Here is a 15,997-nt window from a genome sequence, read left to right on the forward strand (position 1 = left end):
TGTTTGCAGTAAAAAAATATTTAAAACTTAATGTTTCGCCATTTACTAGAATGCATTGGCGCTACTTTGTTTAATATAGCAGTTAATTCACTTATATCTACATTAGGTCCTCCTGAAAATATTTGTTCTATTTCATCTGCTTTTGCATCAAAAAAGGTTCTTGATAAAAAAGAATTTGGTCTTTGTCTGTGCAAAGCATCCATTTTAATAATAGCATTAGCAACTTCTGTTTTTGCCTGCTTATCATTTTCACTCATAGCATCTAAACCTAGTCGATGGTAATCATACAACACTTCTCTAAAGTCTTTATATGTTGGTGATAGTATATTGTCTATTAATACAAATCTAGTCTGTAAACCGTCTTCTAGCTTCCAACCACTAAACCCTTCTTGTTGCGAATAGTTTACTATATTTTGCGCTTGTTTAAAATAAACGTCTCCACCGTTTAATTTAAAAGTATCTGCATCTAAGCCCAACACCATATATACATGAAAGGCTAATACCGAAACTAAATTAGACTGAAACTGATTAGGATTATAGATAAGATTTTGAAACTCTAAATACTTAAATGTAAAATCTTTATCATTAATATTATAAACTGGTGTTGTATAGCTAGAACCATAAACTGGTCTTGCAGATTGCACTTGTATTGAGGCATTAAAATTATCACTAGTTTGCCCAGTAACATTAATAACCATACTACACTCTATAAGCTCTTGAGATGTAAACTTTTTATTAGTCCATACCGTTTTGTTTACAAATTCATTAAGCTGTTTTTCTAAGGTTTTAAATATTTGTAAGTTTTCATTACCTGTTAATTGTGCATTTACTACTACGTTGCAGTTTATTTCTTGCGAAAAACCTACAAAACCAATACACAGTATAAGAACTAATAGTATGTTACGCATGAATTTGTTTTATAATTTGGTTAAAAATATCTGTTGCTACTTCTGTTTTAGATTTAAGAGCGTATTCTGTTATATTTTCTTTATTATCTATAAGCGTTACTTTATTGGTTTCTTTTTTAAAACCTGCTCCTTTATCATTTAACGAATTTAACACAATTAAGTTTAAATTCTTCTTTTTAAGTTTTCCTTTTGCATTTTCAATTTCATTATTGGTTTCTAAAGCGAATCCTACAAGAAATTGATTGGTTTTTATTTGACCTAAAGAAGCTAAGATATCTTTTGTTTTTGTTAACTCTAATGTTAACGTAGTATCGTTCTTTTTTATTTTTTGAGTTGCAGCTTTTATTGGTTTATAATCTGCAACTGCAGCAGATAGTATAGCAATATCTACATCTTTAAAATACTCATGAACTGCATCATACATTTCTTGTGCACTAATTACAGGAACTACTTGTATTAAACTATGGTTTACTTTTTGCTGTGTTGGTCCTGAAATTAAGAGTACTTCTGCGCCTAAATTAGCTGCTGCTTTTGCTAGTTCAAACCCCATTTTACCTGAGGAGTGATTACCAATAAAACGAACAGGATCTATAGCTTCATAAGTTGGTCCTGCTGTGATTAGCACTTTTTTATTACGAAGTGGAAGTTTGTTTAAAATATCGTTTTCTAAAAAGGAAACAATATCTTCTGGTTCTGCCATTCTGCCTTCACCAACTAAACCACTGGCAAGTTCACCACTTGTAGCAGGAATAATAATGTTGTTAAAGGATTTTAGTTTTTTAAAGGATGCCAATGTAGAAGCGTGCTTATACATATCTAAATCCATTGCAGGAGCAAAATAAACAGGGCATTTAGCAGAGAGATAGGTTGCTAAAAGCAAATTATCACAAACACCATTTGCCATTTTAGACATGGTATTTGCTGTAGCAGGAGCTATAATAAAATAATCTGCCCAAAGCCCTAATTCTACATGATTGTTCCAAACCTCATTATCATCTTCTTCATTAGTAAACGAAGAATGTACTGAGTTTTTAGAAAGTGTAGATAAGGTTAAAGGCGTAATAAAGTCTTTACTAGCTGGAGTCATTACAACTTTTACGTTTGCTCCAGCTTTAATAAATAACCTTACTAGTGATGCTGATTTATAAGCAGCAATACCAGCAGTTATGCCTAATAGTATGTTTTTGCCACTTAGTATAGACATCTTTCTCTTACTGGTTGTCTGCTTCTGTATCTCTATAGTATACTTTATTATCTAACCATTCTTTAACAGCTAAAGCATGTGGTTTAGGTAATCTTTCGTAGAATTTAGACACTTCAATTTGCTCTTTGTTTTCAAAGATTTCTTCTAAGCTATCATTGTAGGTTGCAAATTCTTCTAATTTTTCAATTAATTCTTTTTTAATTTCAGAATTTATTTGCTCTGCTCTTTTAGAGATAATTGAAATAGATTCATAGATGTTTTCTGTAGCTTCATCTATTGCATTTCTATTGTACGTTGTTGTACTTGTAGGTGCATCAATCTTCTTTAAATCCATAATATATATTAACTTTTAGTACTGTATTTTTTTAATTCTTCTTCTAAATTTTCTAGCATATCTTTTGTTTTATCTATATACTCAGAATCTGCATATTTATTTACAAAAGATAGGTAATAAGACTTTGCTTTTGCTAGTCTTTCTTCTTTTTTTCTTTCTACACTATTAATAGCAAGGTTGTAAGCAGAATCTAATCTGTAAAACAACGCTTGTTCACGAAGTTTAGATCCTGGAAACTCAAAGATAAAGTTATCAAAAGATTTAATAGCTGCATTGTAGTCTCTAGTATACTCAACAGTTTTATAATATTGATAAGCAATATCAAATGATTTTTGCTCTAATTTACCATCTAATTCCTGCACTAGTTGATTAGCTTCTTCTATATACTGAGAATTAGGATATGTATTAATAAAAACTTGAAATTTTTCTATAGCATCTTTAGTTGCATGTTGCTCTTTTGAATGCATTGGAGACAACATATAACTACTTTTAGCAGAAAGAAACTCTGCTTCTTCTGCTTTTTCACTTTTAGGATATGTTGTTGCAAAGCGATCAAATTGATAACCTGCTAAATAATAATCTTTAGCTCTATAATAAGAATCTGCATGTAAAAACGAAAGCTTTTCTGCTTGAGGTTTTCCTCTATATTGCGGCATTATCTGCTCAAACAACCTACTTGCTTTCATATATTTGCCTTTGTTGTACAAATCTTCACCAACTGTAAATTTTGACGCAATATCGTCTCCATTTAAAGCTTTTTGGTATGGACTACAAGAGCTTAATACTAAACCAAATAATAATATATAAATAAATTTATTCATCTGTTAATTTTACTGTTTTTTACTATACGTGCAATTCTTTATAGAATCAAGTGTACTAATTTAAAACTACTTTTTCTTGATTTTAAAACAGAATGCAAAATTAGTCTTTTAATATGGATTTTAAAAATATTTTATTTTGCTAAAATAACTGATGAAATCAAGGTATTTATAGGTTTAAGTAATATTTAACTTTTAGTTTAAAACTTTTAGTGCTTCTACTATTTTTTGTTTTAACTCATTGGTTGCCTCTACTAATGGTAATCTTACACTAGCATTGCACATTTTTAATGCTTGAAAAACGGCTTTAATACCTGCTGGATTATTTTCGGCAAAAATTAGACTTGTTAAATCCATAAGCTTAAAATGTAGTGCGTAAGCCTCTTTTGCTTTACCTTCTAACCCTAAATTAATCATTGTTGAAAATTCTTTTGGCACTGCTTGACCAAGCACAGAGATTACTCCTGCTCCACCAGCTAACACAATGCCTAATGCTAAATCATCATCTCCTGAAATCACTAAAAAATCTTTAGGTTTATTTTTTAATAATTGTAAATATTGATGCACATTATTTCCTGCTTCTTTAACCGCAATAATGTTTTTAAAATCTTGCGCCAAACGCAAAGTAGTTTCTGGTGACATATCTTTAGCTGTTCTACCAGGAACATTATATAAAATTACAGAAACTGGAGACGCTTCTGCTACTGCTTTAAAATGTTGGTACAAGCCTTCTTGTGTAGGCTTGCTATAATAAGGAGATACAGATAAAATAGCATCTATATTAGAGAAATCTGTGTTTTTAATTTCTTCTACAACTTGTGTTGTATTATTACCACCTATTCCTAATACTAAAGGTAATCTTCCTTTATTTGCTTTAACTATTGTGTTGGTTATTGCTTTTTTTTCATCTGCAGTAACCGTTACACTTTCTCCTGTGGTACCACTAATAACCAGGTAATCTGTACCGTTTATTATATTGTATTCTACAATTTCTTCAAGAGATTTATGGTCGACACTTAAATCGTCATTAAAAGGTGTTATTAAAGCAACTCCTGTACCTGTAAAATTTTTATTCATTACTTATTTTATTAAATGTATTAAGGTATTTTATTAGTTCGTTTTTAAATAAATTAAATTGTTTAAAATTGGTATCAATAATTAAATCATTCAATCTGTTGTCTGTTTGCAAAACACCTATTTTAAACTTTGCTTTAGATGCTGCTGTTAGCACTTTAAGTGATAATATATCTTCTTTATAATAACTAACTAAAGCGTCAAATGGTGTGTTTAAAAAATCTTGAAGTTCTGCATTCTTTACTTTTCCGTTCCAACGAAAATCTTTCGGATTAAAGCAAAAATTCAAAGCATGTAAATCCTTCTTTTTATTAGATGTAAACGCTATAATCTTAAGATTATTTGGTGTAACATTTATTTCTTTCGCAAATTGTCTAAAAGATTCAAAATCATCATACTCATCCATATTTAGTAGTATTCCTAAGCTCGATATTTTTTTGTTATCTACAAAAACCTTTCTAGATGCTAATAATTTACTAATATATTTTTTAGTAGAATTTTGTTTAAAACCCTTTAAAATCATTTATATTTATACTTTTTTACAAAGGTAACAAATGTAGTTAGTTTTGTTTATTAAAACCTATTCTTTACATAATGAATTATAAACATCTTTTTTTTATTGTTTTTGCATTCCTAACTTTGGGTTGCAAACAAGAAAAACTATCTCTTACTAAAATAGAAGGAAAACAAATTAACATTAGTGATAGTTTAGCCATCCATCCAGATATTGAAGCATTTATTAAACCTTACAGAGAGCATGTTAACAAAGATTTAGACAGTGTTATTTCTTATGCTGTAGACACCTACTCTAAAAAAGATGGCGAATATAACACTGCTATTGGTAACTTATTTGCAGATGCAGTAATTCAAGAATCTAATATTGTTTTTAACCAAAGAACCGGAAAAAACATAGATATGGTTTTACTTAACCATGGTGGTATTCGAGCAATTATATCTAAAGGAAATATAAGTACAAGAACAGCTTATGAGATCATGCCTTTTGAAAACAGCCTTGTTGTTGTAGAAATGAAAGGAAAAACCATACAAGACAGCTTGGTTAACTATTTAAGTAAAGCAAAACGTGCGCATCCTATTTCTGGATTAAAAATTAAAATGGATAACAATTTTAACATCACTGAAACCTCTATAAACAACAAGCCTATTGAAGCTAACAAAAGCTACTATGTGGTAACCAATGATTATTTATACAATGGAGGAGATAGAATGACTTTTTTTAAAACCAATGATAGTTTGTACGTTTTAAATTATAAAGTAAGAAATGCTTTGGTAGATTACTTTAAAAAAACAGACACTATTAACCCTGTTATTGACGACAGATTTATTCAAACAAAATAAGAAGCCACCACTAAATTTATACTTGTGAAAAGAAGAGATTTTATACAACAAACATCTGCTACAGCTGCTTTAATTACGTTAGGTGGTTTAGGTTTACAATCATTTACCTCTGGAAGTAAAACAACAAAAATAACCATATTACACACCAATGATGTACACAGTCATATTGATGCTTTTGGACCAGAAGATGGCAGAAACCCAAACCAAGGTGGTGTTGCAAGAAGAGCCAGTTTAGTGCAGAATATTAGAAATGAAAACCCAAATACATTACTACTAGATGCTGGAGACATTTTTCAAGGTACACCTTATTTTAACTATTATGGTGGAGAGCTAGAATTTAAACTTATGAGCATGCTTAAATATGATGCTGCAACTATAGGAAACCATGATTTTGACAATGGTGTTGATGGCCTATTGGCACAATTACCACATGCTAAGTTTGACTTTTTATCTGCTAATTATGATTTTTCTAATACGGTTTTAGACACTTTTGTAAAACCATACAAAACCTTTAATAAAGACGGAATAAAAATTGGAGTTTTTGGTTTAGGTATTGAGCTTAATGGTTTAGTAGACAAAAGCATGTATAAAGAAACGGTTTATCTTGATCCTGTTGAAACTGCACAAGAAATGACTAGAGTTTTAAAAGAAGATGAAAAATGTGATTTGGTTATTTGCTTATCGCATTTAGGCTACCATTACAAAAACGCTCCTTCAAAAATTAGCGATTTATCATTAGCTAAAGCTACTAAAAATATAGATTTGATTATTGGAGGACACACACATACTTTTTTACCAAAACCTACAGTAACTAAAAATAGTGAAGGCAAAAATGTTTTAGTAAACCAAGTTGGTTGCTACGGAATAAACCTAGGGAAAATAGACTTTTATTTTGATGCAGACAAAAACAAAGCAGCAGAAGGAACTTCTATACTAGTGTAAACTATTTAAAAAAGCATTTGCTTTTATTTTTATATTGTCTGTGTTTTTATTTCTTTCTTTTATATAATTGAATAGAAATAGTAAACCAACAACATGTAAAACTCTATCCAGCAATACAAAACTCCAATTGTATAAATAATAAACACTTATGTAGTGTAGTACATCTGAAAAAGCAAAACATAAAACCATTATTAAAAACAATATAGAACCTTTGGTTTCAGAATTTAAATAATCTACAAAAGAAACAAAAGCTAAAACTATTAAAGCTATACTTTTAACAGCAAATAAGGTAACTTCAACACTATCTGGAATATAATATTTAATTAAATCAAAAAGAATATAAAGCAATATTGCATTAATTAAAAAGACAAAAATTAAATACGTTTTAATAACCTTATCCAACTCTAATTTTTTAATACGTTTTGCAACAGCTACTATTAAACTTAAATAGCTCAAACAATAAAAAAAGCTTGAAATATTTAAAATCATGAAACTGTTGGTAATATTAGAAGTTACATCTCCTGTAAACGAAAATAACAAAAATGCTAAAACCCATGTGTTAACCTGCTTCCCTTTTAATAGTAAGTAAATAAAAAATACAGGAACAAAAAGAGGTTTTATAATTTGCTGTAGCAAATTATTACCACTAAAAATAGCGAAAACATTTACTAACATAAGCACAAACAATACGCACAAAAAAGTATTGTTTGGAAGTTTATTTATCCAATTTTTTAAAATCATAATCATAAGTAGGTTGAAACAAATGTAGTATAATTTCACACTACACCGTTAAAAACACTTACTTTATCGATGAAATACACAAATTAGCTCGTTTACTGAAGAAAATTCTTTCAAAAAAAACAATTAAACAAGGATTAAAAGTTACTTTTTAATTGAAAAAAAAAGAATTAGGAAAGAAAAAAATAAATTTAAAATAAAGATTATTACACAAAAGCATTGCTCTTATTTTTAACTTCTATTGCAAAATTAGATTGCAGGTAAAACATAACAAAAGCAAATATATTTAAAACAATTGCTATATAATTTAACATTTCTAAGTCGGTTAAATAATAATACCCTATTAACAAAAATTCTGAAAAACTTATAGCCAGACAACCTATAAAAAGATATAAAGATTTTTTGGTATCATTATCTAAAAAATTTAAAAAAGACACTGCTAACAAAATCAATAATAACAAATTGTAACTATGCTCCACAACCCTTACCAAACTTAAAACTTTTGTATCAAACAAAATAGGATCTATTATATCACATAAAACGGTAAATAAATAAAATACAAGAGCTACTAAAACAATTGTTTGAATTAAAAATTTTTGATAAAGAACTTTTATATCTAATGTTTTAAAAGCTTCTAGAATTAAAAAGAAAAAAGATAAAACATAAAGTATATTACAAGCAAAATAAAAGATTTCATTTAAATTATTTCCATCTATTATATGCAAGATATCTGCAGCAGAATAACAGCCTAAAAATAATGAAAAATATAAAGACTTCTTTTTTCTAAATAGAAAATAAAACAAGGTAATAAAAGGAACTACTAGTAGTTCTAAAACAGAAAAAATAGAAATTTGAATAGTTTCTAAAACCAATAAACTAAAAAAACAAGCTAACATATATTTATTTAAACACCTAAAAGAGTGCTAGTTACCACGCTTCAAATATAAATAAAAATCACAACTTATCGATATAAATCTACTTTTAATCGGTTTTAAATGTTAATTCCAGCAACTACAAGACCTTTTGTAAGAATTCTTGTTCTGTAATTAAAGGTACTCCTAATTTTTCTGCCTTAGCTTTTTTACTTGGTCCCATTTTATCTCCAGCAACAATAAAACTAGTTTTAGCAGATATAGAAGAAGACACTTTACCTCCATTATCTTCTATTAACTTTTTTAGCTCTGTTCTTGAAACGGTTTCAAAAACACCAGAAACTACAAAAATTTGATTTTCCAGTTTATTGGTTTGGTTTGCTAATTTTTCTGCAGAAACCTCTAATTGCACGCCAAAGCTTCGTAACTTTTCAATGGTATGTATGTTTTCTTCTGAAGCAAAAAAGGCTAAAACGCTTTCAGCTATTTTAATTCCTATTTCATCTACATTTACCAATTCTTCTTGTGAAGCCTTTGCTATAGCATCAATACTTTTATAATGCTTAGCTAATTTTTTAGCAACAGTTTCTCCTACATACCTTATACCTAAAGCAAAAAGCACTCTTTCAAAAGGTATTTGTTTAGAAGCGGCAATACCATTTACTAAATTCTCTGCACTTTTTTCTGCCATTCGTTCTAAAGGCATGACTTGCTCCTTGGTTAAGGTGTACAAATCAGCATAATTAGTAATCAATCCTGCGCTTACTAAAAGCGCAACGGTTTCTCCTCCTAAGCCTTCAATATCCATTGCTTTTCTAGAAATATAATGTTGTATTCTACCTACTATTTGCGGTTTACAACCAGTATAATTAGGGCAAAAATGTTTTGCTTCTCCTTCTAACCTTTCTAAAGGTGTATTACACTCTGGGCAATGTGTAATGTATTGCGTTGGCTGGGAATCACTTGGTCGCTTTGTAAAATCTACAGCAATAATTTTTGGTATAATTTCTCCTCCTTTTTCTACAAACACCTCATCACCTACTCTAACATCCAACTTTTCTATTTGGTCACTATTATGTAAAGAAGCGCGTTTTACTGTGGTTCCTGCCAACTCTACAGGTTCTAAATTTGCTACAGGTGTTATAGCTCCTGTTCTACCAACCTGATAAGAAATACTATTTAAGCGTGTAGAAACTTGTTCTGCTTTAAACTTATACGCCATTGCCCAACGTGGCGCTTTAGCTGTATATCCTAATTCTTCTTGTTGTTGTAAATCATTCACCTTTACTACAACTCCATCTGTTTCGTAAGGCAAATTATGTCTTTCTGTATCCCAATAATTTACAAACGCTAAAACTTGATCTATAGAGTTTGCCAGTTTGGCTGCTTCTGGAACTTTAAAGCCCATCTGTCTGGCTTTTTCTAGACTTTCCATTTGTGTAGCTATACCTAAATTATCTCCTGTAATGTTATACAACAAACACTCTAATGGTCTTTTTGCTACTTCTGCACTATCTTGAAGTTTTAAACTTCCTGAAGCGGTATTTCTTGGGTTTCTATAAGGTTCTTCGCCAATATCTATTCGTTCTTCATTCATCTTATTAAACCCTTCAAAAGGCAAAACAATTTCGCCACGAATATCAAACTTTGCAGGATAACTACCTTTTAATTGTAATGGTACCGATTTTATAGTTTTTATATTTGCTGTAACCTCATCTCCTTGCATACCATCACCACGAGTTACTGCGCGTAGCAAACTTCCGTTTTCATAGGTTAAACTTATAGATGCTCCATCATATTTTAACTCGCAAGTATATTGAATAGGACCATCTACCATTTTTTTAATTCTGGCTTCCCAATCTTGTAAATCTTCTAGTGAATACGAATTATCTAAGCTATACATTCTGTGTTCATGCACAACAGTATTGAAATTTTTAGTAACCTCTCCTCCTACACGTAAGCTTGGCGAATTAGCATCATAAAACTCAGGGTGTTTTGCTTCTAAATCTTGAAGTTCTTTTAATTTACTATCAAAATCAAAATCGCTAATGGTAGGATTATCTAGTACGTAGTAATTATAGTTGTGCTCACGAAGTTCGTCACGTAAGTTTTGTATGTATTCTTTTGTATTCATTTACTTTTTAATTCCTTTTAACATTCTATCTTTTCCAAAAATGTCCTGCTTTAATTCTATGTTTTCAAAATTATTCTCTTGTAATAAGGCAATCATTTCTTTACCAAGATATTCGTTTATTTCAAAATACAATTCGCCTTTGGGTTTTAAATTAGCAATTGCAAATGTTGTTATTGCGCTATAAAATTGTAACGGATTATTGTCTTCTACAAACAAAGCTATATGTGGTTCATTAGCTAATACGTTGGTGCTCATTTCTTGCTTTTCAAGGTTTCTAACATAAGGCGGATTAGATACAATGATGTCAAATTTTAAATTAGAAAACTTTAAATTCCAAGACTTTTCTTTTAAAATATCGGCTTCTATAAATTCCACTTCCACATCATTTAATGCGGCATTTTCTTTTGCTTTTTCTATCGCTTTCGCGGAAACATCTAAGGCATAAACGGTAGCATTTGGTAAGTTTTTAGCTAATGAAATAGCTATACAACCTGTTCCTGTTCCAATATCTAAAATAGTTAAAGGAGTATTCTTTTTTCTAGAAGCAATAACCCATTCTACAAGCTCTTCGGTTTCTGGTCTTGGTATTAAGGTGTTTTTATTTACTTTAAAAGGCAAACCATAAAATTCAGTTTCTCCTATTATATACTGAATTGGTTCTTGCTCTTTCAGCCTGTTTAACGCTTGTAATAGCAACTCTTCTTCTGCTTTAGATATTGTTTTTTCAGGCTCTAATGCTAATTTTAACCTTGTAAAATGGCAATACGATTCTATTAACAAATAGAAAAAACTACTTACCTCCTCTTTACCATAAATAACATCAAGCGCTTTATGAAACGTTTCTTTTATTGCTTTTAATTTCATTTAAAAAAGGATAAGGAAATTATAAATTTTTAAGCATCCAAATACCACAAGAAGAATGCCCTGTATTTCCTAAAGGAGCCTCCAAGTGTTTAAATCCATAGGTTTCGTAAATATGAATTGCAGCTTTTAAGCTTGAAATGGTTTCTAAATAACATTGTTTATATCCCATTTTTCTAGCAGCTTCCATACATTTTTCAAAAAGTGGTTTTCCAATACCTTTACCTCTTATTTCTGCAGCAAAATACATTTTTTGAATTTCGCATACTTCGGTTTCAAAATCTGTTAAAGGCTTTATTCCTGCGCCACCAAAAACTTTTCCGTCTAACTCCACCACATAATAAACCTCGTTATTATTTTGGTAAGATTCAAACATTTTAGTGGTTTCTACATCTTCATAAGCAGTACCAACTAACGGAATGTCAAAATCGTGAAAACAACCTCTTATAGCTGCTTCTATTTGCGCATTATCCTTTTGTTCAATTTCTCTTATAATGATATTGCTATTACTCACTTTTAAATATTATTTTTGCTGTGAAGATACATTAAATCTAAAAAAATTTAAATGAAGAAGCTTATAATCTTATTAACAGTAATAGGTACTTTTTTAAGTTGTTCTATTAAAGAGAAACCAGAGTTTGTAAGAGTAGACAATATAAAAGTAGACGATTCTAACTCTAAATACATTACCCTTAGTGCAGATGCCTATTTTATAAATCCTAACGATATAAGTGGCGAATTAAAAACCGATGAGATTAAAGTATTTGTTAACAACAACCAAATGGCAACAGTGAAAACAAAAAGCTTTAAAGTACCTGCCAGAAAAGAATTTTCTATTCCTTTAGAAGCAAATGTACCTACAGATAGTCTTTTAAGCAACAAAAGCCTGAGTGGTTTATTAGGAAGCCTTTTAAGTCAAAAAATGAAAGTACAATATAAAGGGCAAATTAAATACAAAGTATTAGGCTTTTCGCATACCTATGATGTAGATGAAACCGAAGACGTTAAAATAAAATTTTAAGCTTATTATTATCACACACAAAGACTACATACAACGCTGCATACAAATTGCCAAACTTGGTTTAGGCACTACAAGACCTAACCCAATGGTTGGCGCTGTAATTGTGCACAACAATAAAGTTATTGCAGAAGGCTACACTAGTGCTTATGGTGGCAATCATGCAGAAGTAAACGCTATACAGGCTGTACAAAACAAAACACTATTAAAAGAAGCAACCTTATACGTTACCTTAGAACCCTGTAGTCATTTTGGTAAAACACCTCCTTGTAGTGACTTAATTATCAAACACAAAATACCCAATGTAGTTATAGGCTGTGTAGATGACAACCCTGAAGTAGCAGGAAAAGGAATTAAAAAACTAAGAGATGCTGGTTGTAATGTAACTGTTGGAGTTTTAGAAGAAGAATGTAAAGAGCACCACAAACGTTTTTTTACATTTCACAATAAAAAACGTCCTTATATTATTTTAAAATGGGCAGAAACTGCAGACGGCTTTATTGCACCAAAAACTAAAAACGAAAACAAACCCGTTTGGATAACCAATGAAATATCCAGACAACTAGTACACAAATGGCGTGCACAGGAACAAGCAATTTTAGTTGGTGCTAACACAGTAATACAAGACAACCCAAGTTTAACGGTTAGAGATTTTACTGGTAATAACCCAACTCGTGTGGTTTTAGACAAAAACAACTTACTCTCTAAAGCATACGCTGTGTTTAACAACCACGCAGAAACCATTGTTTTAAAAGAAAAAACAGCTAAAACTATTTGTCAAGCAATATACAAGCATGATATTAATTCTATTATTATTGAAGGAGGAGCGCAAACACTGCAACTTTTTATAGACGAAAACCTTTGGGATGAAGCTAGAATATTTACAGGAAACATATTGTTTAAACAAGGAGTAAAAGCACCATCGTTTTCAGGAAAAATGGTTTCTACCAAAACAATAATAGCAGATACTCTTAAAATATTTATTAACAATTAAACTGTGCAGCCATTGCTACAAAAGTAGCAATCCACAATAAACTTACTAATTAAATAGATTCCTGCTTTTGCTGGAAGAACAAAAAAACATGATTAAAAACCTAATTTTCGATTTCGGAGATGTATTTATCAATTTAGACAAAGTTGGAGCCATGCAAAATGCCTTACAAGCCTTTGAAGTAGACGCGCTTCCAGAAGAACTTGTAGCCATCAACACCTTATATGAACAAGGATTACTAGAAACTAACGAGTTTTTTGAATTCTACCAAGAAAATTTCCCAAAACTAACAAGAGATGCTATTAAAAATGCTTGGAATTTTATTCTAAAAGACTTTCCGCGTAAGCGATTAGAATTTGTACAACAATTAGCTTCAGAAAAAAAATACAAACTTATTTTATTAAGCAATACAAATGAGCTTCATATAGACTGGATAAAAGAAAATGTTTCTTTTTACGAAGAATTTAAAGCCTGTTTTGATGCTTTTTATCTGTCGCATGAAATTCAACTACGCAAACCAAATGCTAACATTTATAAATTTGTGCTAGCACAAAACAACATAAAAGCAGAAGAATCCTTATTTATTGACGATACTTTAGAAAACACTGAAGCAGCAAAACAATTAGGTATTCATGTTTGGAATATTGACGAAACCAAAGAAAATATCATCGATTTATTTACCATTAAGAAAGACTTGTTTTGATATATCTTTTACTAAGCATTATAGCTTCTACCTGTATTTTTATAATTTTTAAACTACTTGGTAAATACAAAATCAACACGCTACAAGCTATAGTAATTAACTATTTTACAGCATGCCTAACAGGAGTTTTATCTTATAATGAAAACATAAATATCTCTAGCATTATACATGAAGATTGGTTTTATGGTGCAGTAGGATTAGGCTTTCTTTTTATTTCTATTTTTAATGTTATGGCATTAACAGCACAACGCAATGGAGTAACAACTGCTTCTGTAGCTAGTAAAATGAGTGTTGTTATTCCTATAATATTTGGTATTTACGCATACCAAGAAAGTTTAGGTTGGCAAAAAACAATTGGTATTATTTTAGCATTAGCTGCTGTGTATTTAACCTCTTTAAAAACAAAAACGAGTAGTTTTAACTACAAAAATTTAAGCTTACCCGTTTTATTATTTTTAGGCTCTGGAGTAATAGATACCTCTATTAAATTTATAGAAACAAGCTATGTCTCTAAAAACGGGATTCCCATTTTTTCTGCAACCATTTTTTGTATTGCAGGTTTAATAGGCGTTATAATACTTACTATGCAAGCTTTAAAAAGAAAATTTAAGTTTGATTATAGAAGTATTTTTTTCGGTTTTCTTTTAGGAATCACCAACTACTACTCTATTTACATGTTGTTAAAAGCATTACAATTTGAAGGTATTGAAAGTGCTACTATTTTTACAGTAAATAATGTAGCAATAGTAATGCTATCTACTATAATTGGCCTTATATTTTTTAAAGAAAAACTACAAACCAAAAATTGGATAGGAATTACACTTGCCATAATTTCTATAGTATTAATTACTTTAGCATAAATGGAAGAAAAAGACACGTATAAAACCATAACAAAACCATCTGAAGAAGTTTTATTTAAAGATAAAAACTCTAAATTCTTTGGTTATGCGTTTCCTGTTGAAAACGAAGAAGACGCCAAACAACATATTGAAGCACTAAAAAAACAGCACCATTCTGCAAGACACTGGTGTTATGCCTACCAATTTGGCACCGAAGAAAAAAACCTTTCTTACAGAGCAAATGACGATGGAGAACCTAACAATAGCGCAGGAATGCCTATTTACGGACAAATTCAATCTTTTGATGTTACCAACATACTTATTGTAGTTGTACGCTATTTTGGAGGTGTAAAATTAGGCGTTGGTGGCTTAATAAACGCCTACAAAACAGGAGCTAAAATGGCTTTAGAAGCCTCTAATATTGTTAAAAAAACAATTAACGTACAATACTGTATCTCTTTTGAATACAAAAACATGAATAAAGTAATGCGTATTATTAAAGAAAAAAACTTAAATGTCACCAATCAAGTTTTAGAATTAGATTGCAAAGTATACATCGCTGTTAGAAAAAGCGAAGCTAAAACAGTTTTTGAAACTTTTAATAATCAATTTGAGATACAAATTAAAACGGTTTAATAAATACTGTTATAACTTATCTAAAATATAATCTGGACACTTCATTGGTCTTTTGGTTTTCATATTAATAAATGCTAAAACAGTACTTGCTTCTACCAAAATTTCGTCTGCTTCATTGGTAATAACATAGTCAAACTCGATCTTAACAGATGGTATTTTTTTAAGTTGTGTTTTCACTTTAATTACCTCATCATAGTATGCTGATTTCTTATATTTTAAAGCCATAGAAATTACCGGAAGCATCACTCCTTGTTTTTCCATTTCGCTGTAAGAAATACCAAACGTTCTCAACCACTCTGTTCTACCCATTTCTAGGTATAATGCGTAATTAGCATGATGTACTACACCCATTTGGTCTGTTTCACCATATCTAATTCTTATAAAAATTTCATTCACTTTCATTCTATTATATCAATAATTTTTTGTAGTTTCGAATACAGATTAAACATGCAAAAAAAATTCTTAATAATCAACTATAAAATATTTTTTTATTAATAATTTTGTTCACATATTTGCCGAGCTATAATCAACAAGAGGAAATCAATTCCTCTTTTTTTAACTAACAATAA

General features: G+C 30.0%; 19 protein-coding genes. 7 read left to right on the top strand and 12 right to left on the bottom strand.

The window, feature by feature from the left end; translation table 11 throughout:
* Positions 1-20: 20 nt before the first annotated feature.
* From KO494_RS13815 to KO494_RS13840, 6 genes are all read right to left on the bottom strand, one after another.
* On the bottom strand, positions 21-908 hold the full coding sequence (locus KO494_RS13815) for a DUF4835 family protein (protein WP_215968198.1): 888 nt from the start codon (positions 906-908) through the stop codon (positions 21-23).
* Positions 901-2,112, bottom strand: coding sequence for a bifunctional phosphopantothenoylcysteine decarboxylase/phosphopantothenate--cysteine ligase CoaBC (gene coaBC / locus KO494_RS13820; protein ID WP_215968199.1), 1,212 nt, complete (start codon positions 2,110-2,112; stop codon positions 901-903). Before coaBC ends, KO494_RS13815 begins: the two co-directional genes overlap by 8 nt.
* Before the next feature lie 7 nt (positions 2,113-2,119).
* Positions 2,120-2,446, bottom strand: coding sequence for a DNA-directed RNA polymerase subunit omega (locus KO494_RS13825; protein ID WP_215968200.1), 327 nt, complete (start codon positions 2,444-2,446; stop codon positions 2,120-2,122).
* An 8-nt stretch (positions 2,447-2,454) separates the two neighbouring features.
* Entirely contained in the window at positions 2,455-3,267 is an 813-nt protein-coding gene (locus tag KO494_RS13830; protein ID WP_215968201.1) for an outer membrane protein assembly factor BamD, read from the bottom strand.
* 192 nt (positions 3,268-3,459) lie between these two features.
* Complete coding sequence (dapA, locus tag KO494_RS13835) at positions 3,460-4,341, bottom strand: 4-hydroxy-tetrahydrodipicolinate synthase (RefSeq protein ID WP_215968202.1); 882 nt, start codon at positions 4,339-4,341, stop codon at positions 3,460-3,462.
* On the bottom strand, positions 4,334-4,861 hold the full coding sequence (locus KO494_RS13840) for a hypothetical protein (RefSeq protein WP_215968203.1): 528 nt from the start codon (positions 4,859-4,861) through the stop codon (positions 4,334-4,336). Before KO494_RS13840 ends, dapA begins: the two co-directional genes overlap by 8 nt.
* 71 nt (positions 4,862-4,932) lie before the next feature.
* Here KO494_RS13840 and KO494_RS13845 point away from each other — a divergent pair, with 71 nt between their 5' ends.
* Together KO494_RS13845 and KO494_RS13850 are read left to right on the top strand one after the other, a co-directional pair.
* Positions 4,933-5,694 carry a 5'-nucleotidase C-terminal domain-containing protein gene (locus KO494_RS13845; RefSeq protein WP_215968204.1) on the top strand — a complete coding sequence of 254 codons (762 nt, stop codon included), beginning with the start codon at positions 4,933-4,935 and terminating at the stop codon, positions 5,692-5,694.
* A gap of 24 nt (positions 5,695-5,718) precedes the next feature.
* A complete protein-coding gene (locus KO494_RS13850) occupies positions 5,719-6,636 on the top strand; it encodes a bifunctional UDP-sugar hydrolase/5'-nucleotidase (RefSeq protein WP_215968205.1) in 918 nt (305 codons plus the stop codon).
* Here the strand turns inward: KO494_RS13850 and KO494_RS13855 are convergent.
* The 5 genes from KO494_RS13855 to KO494_RS13875 form a co-directional block, all read right to left on the bottom strand.
* Entirely contained in the window at positions 6,628-7,377 is a 750-nt protein-coding gene (locus KO494_RS13855; RefSeq protein ID WP_215968206.1) for a hypothetical protein, read from the bottom strand. The two genes, KO494_RS13850 and KO494_RS13855, sit on opposite strands and share 9 nt — an antisense overlap.
* A 203-nt stretch (positions 7,378-7,580) precedes the next feature.
* Positions 7,581-8,270 (bottom strand): hypothetical protein, encoded by a 690-nt coding sequence (locus KO494_RS13860; RefSeq protein WP_215968207.1) that lies wholly within the window; start codon positions 8,268-8,270, stop codon positions 7,581-7,583.
* Between the two features lie 115 nt (positions 8,271-8,385).
* A complete protein-coding gene (gene ligA, locus KO494_RS13865) occupies positions 8,386-10,380 on the bottom strand; it encodes an NAD-dependent DNA ligase LigA (protein WP_215968208.1) in 1,995 nt (664 codons plus the stop codon).
* Entirely contained in the window at positions 10,381-11,244 is an 864-nt protein-coding gene (gene prmC / locus KO494_RS13870; RefSeq protein ID WP_215968209.1) for a peptide chain release factor N(5)-glutamine methyltransferase, read from the bottom strand.
* Positions 11,245-11,263: 19 nt separating this feature from the next.
* Entirely contained in the window at positions 11,264-11,755 is a 492-nt protein-coding gene (locus KO494_RS13875) for a GNAT family N-acetyltransferase (RefSeq protein ID WP_215968210.1), read from the bottom strand.
* Between the two features lie 51 nt (positions 11,756-11,806).
* Here KO494_RS13875 and KO494_RS13880 point away from each other — a divergent pair, with 51 nt between their 5' ends.
* The 5 genes from KO494_RS13880 (at position 11,807) to KO494_RS13900 (ending at position 15,428) form a co-directional block, all read left to right on the top strand.
* Positions 11,807-12,262, top strand: a complete 456-nt coding sequence (locus KO494_RS13880; protein ID WP_215968211.1) for an LEA type 2 family protein — start codon at positions 11,807-11,809, stop codon at positions 12,260-12,262.
* 7 nt (positions 12,263-12,269) lie between these two features.
* Complete coding sequence (gene ribD / locus KO494_RS13885) at positions 12,270-13,253, top strand: bifunctional diaminohydroxyphosphoribosylaminopyrimidine deaminase/5-amino-6-(5-phosphoribosylamino)uracil reductase RibD (RefSeq protein ID WP_215968254.1); 984 nt, start codon at positions 12,270-12,272, stop codon at positions 13,251-13,253.
* 88 nt (positions 13,254-13,341) lie between these two features.
* On the top strand, positions 13,342-13,953 hold the full coding sequence (locus KO494_RS13890; RefSeq protein WP_215968212.1) for an HAD family phosphatase: 612 nt from the start codon (positions 13,342-13,344) through the stop codon (positions 13,951-13,953).
* Complete coding sequence (locus KO494_RS13895; RefSeq protein WP_215968213.1) at positions 13,950-14,813, top strand: EamA family transporter; 864 nt, start codon at positions 13,950-13,952, stop codon at positions 14,811-14,813. Before KO494_RS13890 ends, KO494_RS13895 begins: the two co-directional genes overlap by 4 nt.
* Positions 14,814-15,428, top strand: coding sequence for a YigZ family protein (locus tag KO494_RS13900; RefSeq protein ID WP_215968214.1), 615 nt, complete (start codon positions 14,814-14,816; stop codon positions 15,426-15,428).
* 9 nt (positions 15,429-15,437) lie between these two features.
* Here KO494_RS13900 and KO494_RS13905 read toward each other — a convergent pair whose 3' ends face one another.
* Entirely contained in the window at positions 15,438-15,830 is a 393-nt protein-coding gene (locus KO494_RS13905) for a thioesterase family protein (RefSeq protein WP_215968215.1), read from the bottom strand.
* Positions 15,831-15,997 lie beyond the last annotated feature (167 nt).

It is taken from the genome of Lacinutrix sp. C3R15 (assembly GCF_018860825.1).
Taxonomy (GTDB): Bacteria; Bacteroidota; Bacteroidia; order Flavobacteriales; family Flavobacteriaceae; genus Oceanihabitans.

Coding starts and splice junctions, on each gene's coding strand:
- KO494_RS13815 (WP_215968198.1), bottom strand. CDS start 908: ATGCGTAACATACTATTAGTTCTTATACTGTGTATTGGTTTTGTAGGT.
- coaBC (WP_215968199.1), bottom strand. CDS start 2,112: ATGTCTATACTAAGTGGCAAAAACATACTATTAGGCATAACTGCTGGT.
- KO494_RS13825 (WP_215968200.1), bottom strand. CDS start 2,446: ATGGATTTAAAGAAGATTGATGCACCTACAAGTACAACAACGTACAAT.
- KO494_RS13830 (WP_215968201.1), bottom strand. CDS start 3,267: ATGAATAAATTTATTTATATATTATTATTTGGTTTAGTATTAAGCTCT.
- dapA (WP_215968202.1), bottom strand. CDS start 4,341: ATGAATAAAAATTTTACAGGTACAGGAGTTGCTTTAATAACACCTTTT.
- KO494_RS13840 (WP_215968203.1), bottom strand. CDS start 4,861: ATGATTTTAAAGGGTTTTAAACAAAATTCTACTAAAAAATATATTAGT.
- KO494_RS13845 (WP_215968204.1), top strand. CDS start 4,933: ATGAATTATAAACATCTTTTTTTTATTGTTTTTGCATTCCTAACTTTG.
- KO494_RS13855 (WP_215968206.1), bottom strand. CDS start 7,377: ATGATTTTAAAAAATTGGATAAATAAACTTCCAAACAATACTTTTTTG.
- KO494_RS13860 (WP_215968207.1), bottom strand. CDS start 8,270: ATGTTAGCTTGTTTTTTTAGTTTATTGGTTTTAGAAACTATTCAAATT.
- ligA (WP_215968208.1), bottom strand. CDS start 10,380: ATGAATACAAAAGAATACATACAAAACTTACGTGACGAACTTCGTGAG.
- prmC (WP_215968209.1), bottom strand. CDS start 11,244: ATGAAATTAAAAGCAATAAAAGAAACGTTTCATAAAGCGCTTGATGTT.
- KO494_RS13880 (WP_215968211.1), top strand. CDS start 11,807: ATGAAGAAGCTTATAATCTTATTAACAGTAATAGGTACTTTTTTAAGT.
- KO494_RS13890 (WP_215968212.1), top strand. CDS start 13,342: ATGATTAAAAACCTAATTTTCGATTTCGGAGATGTATTTATCAATTTA.
- KO494_RS13900 (WP_215968214.1), top strand. CDS start 14,814: ATGGAAGAAAAAGACACGTATAAAACCATAACAAAACCATCTGAAGAA.
- KO494_RS13905 (WP_215968215.1), bottom strand. CDS start 15,830: ATGAAAGTGAATGAAATTTTTATAAGAATTAGATATGGTGAAACAGAC.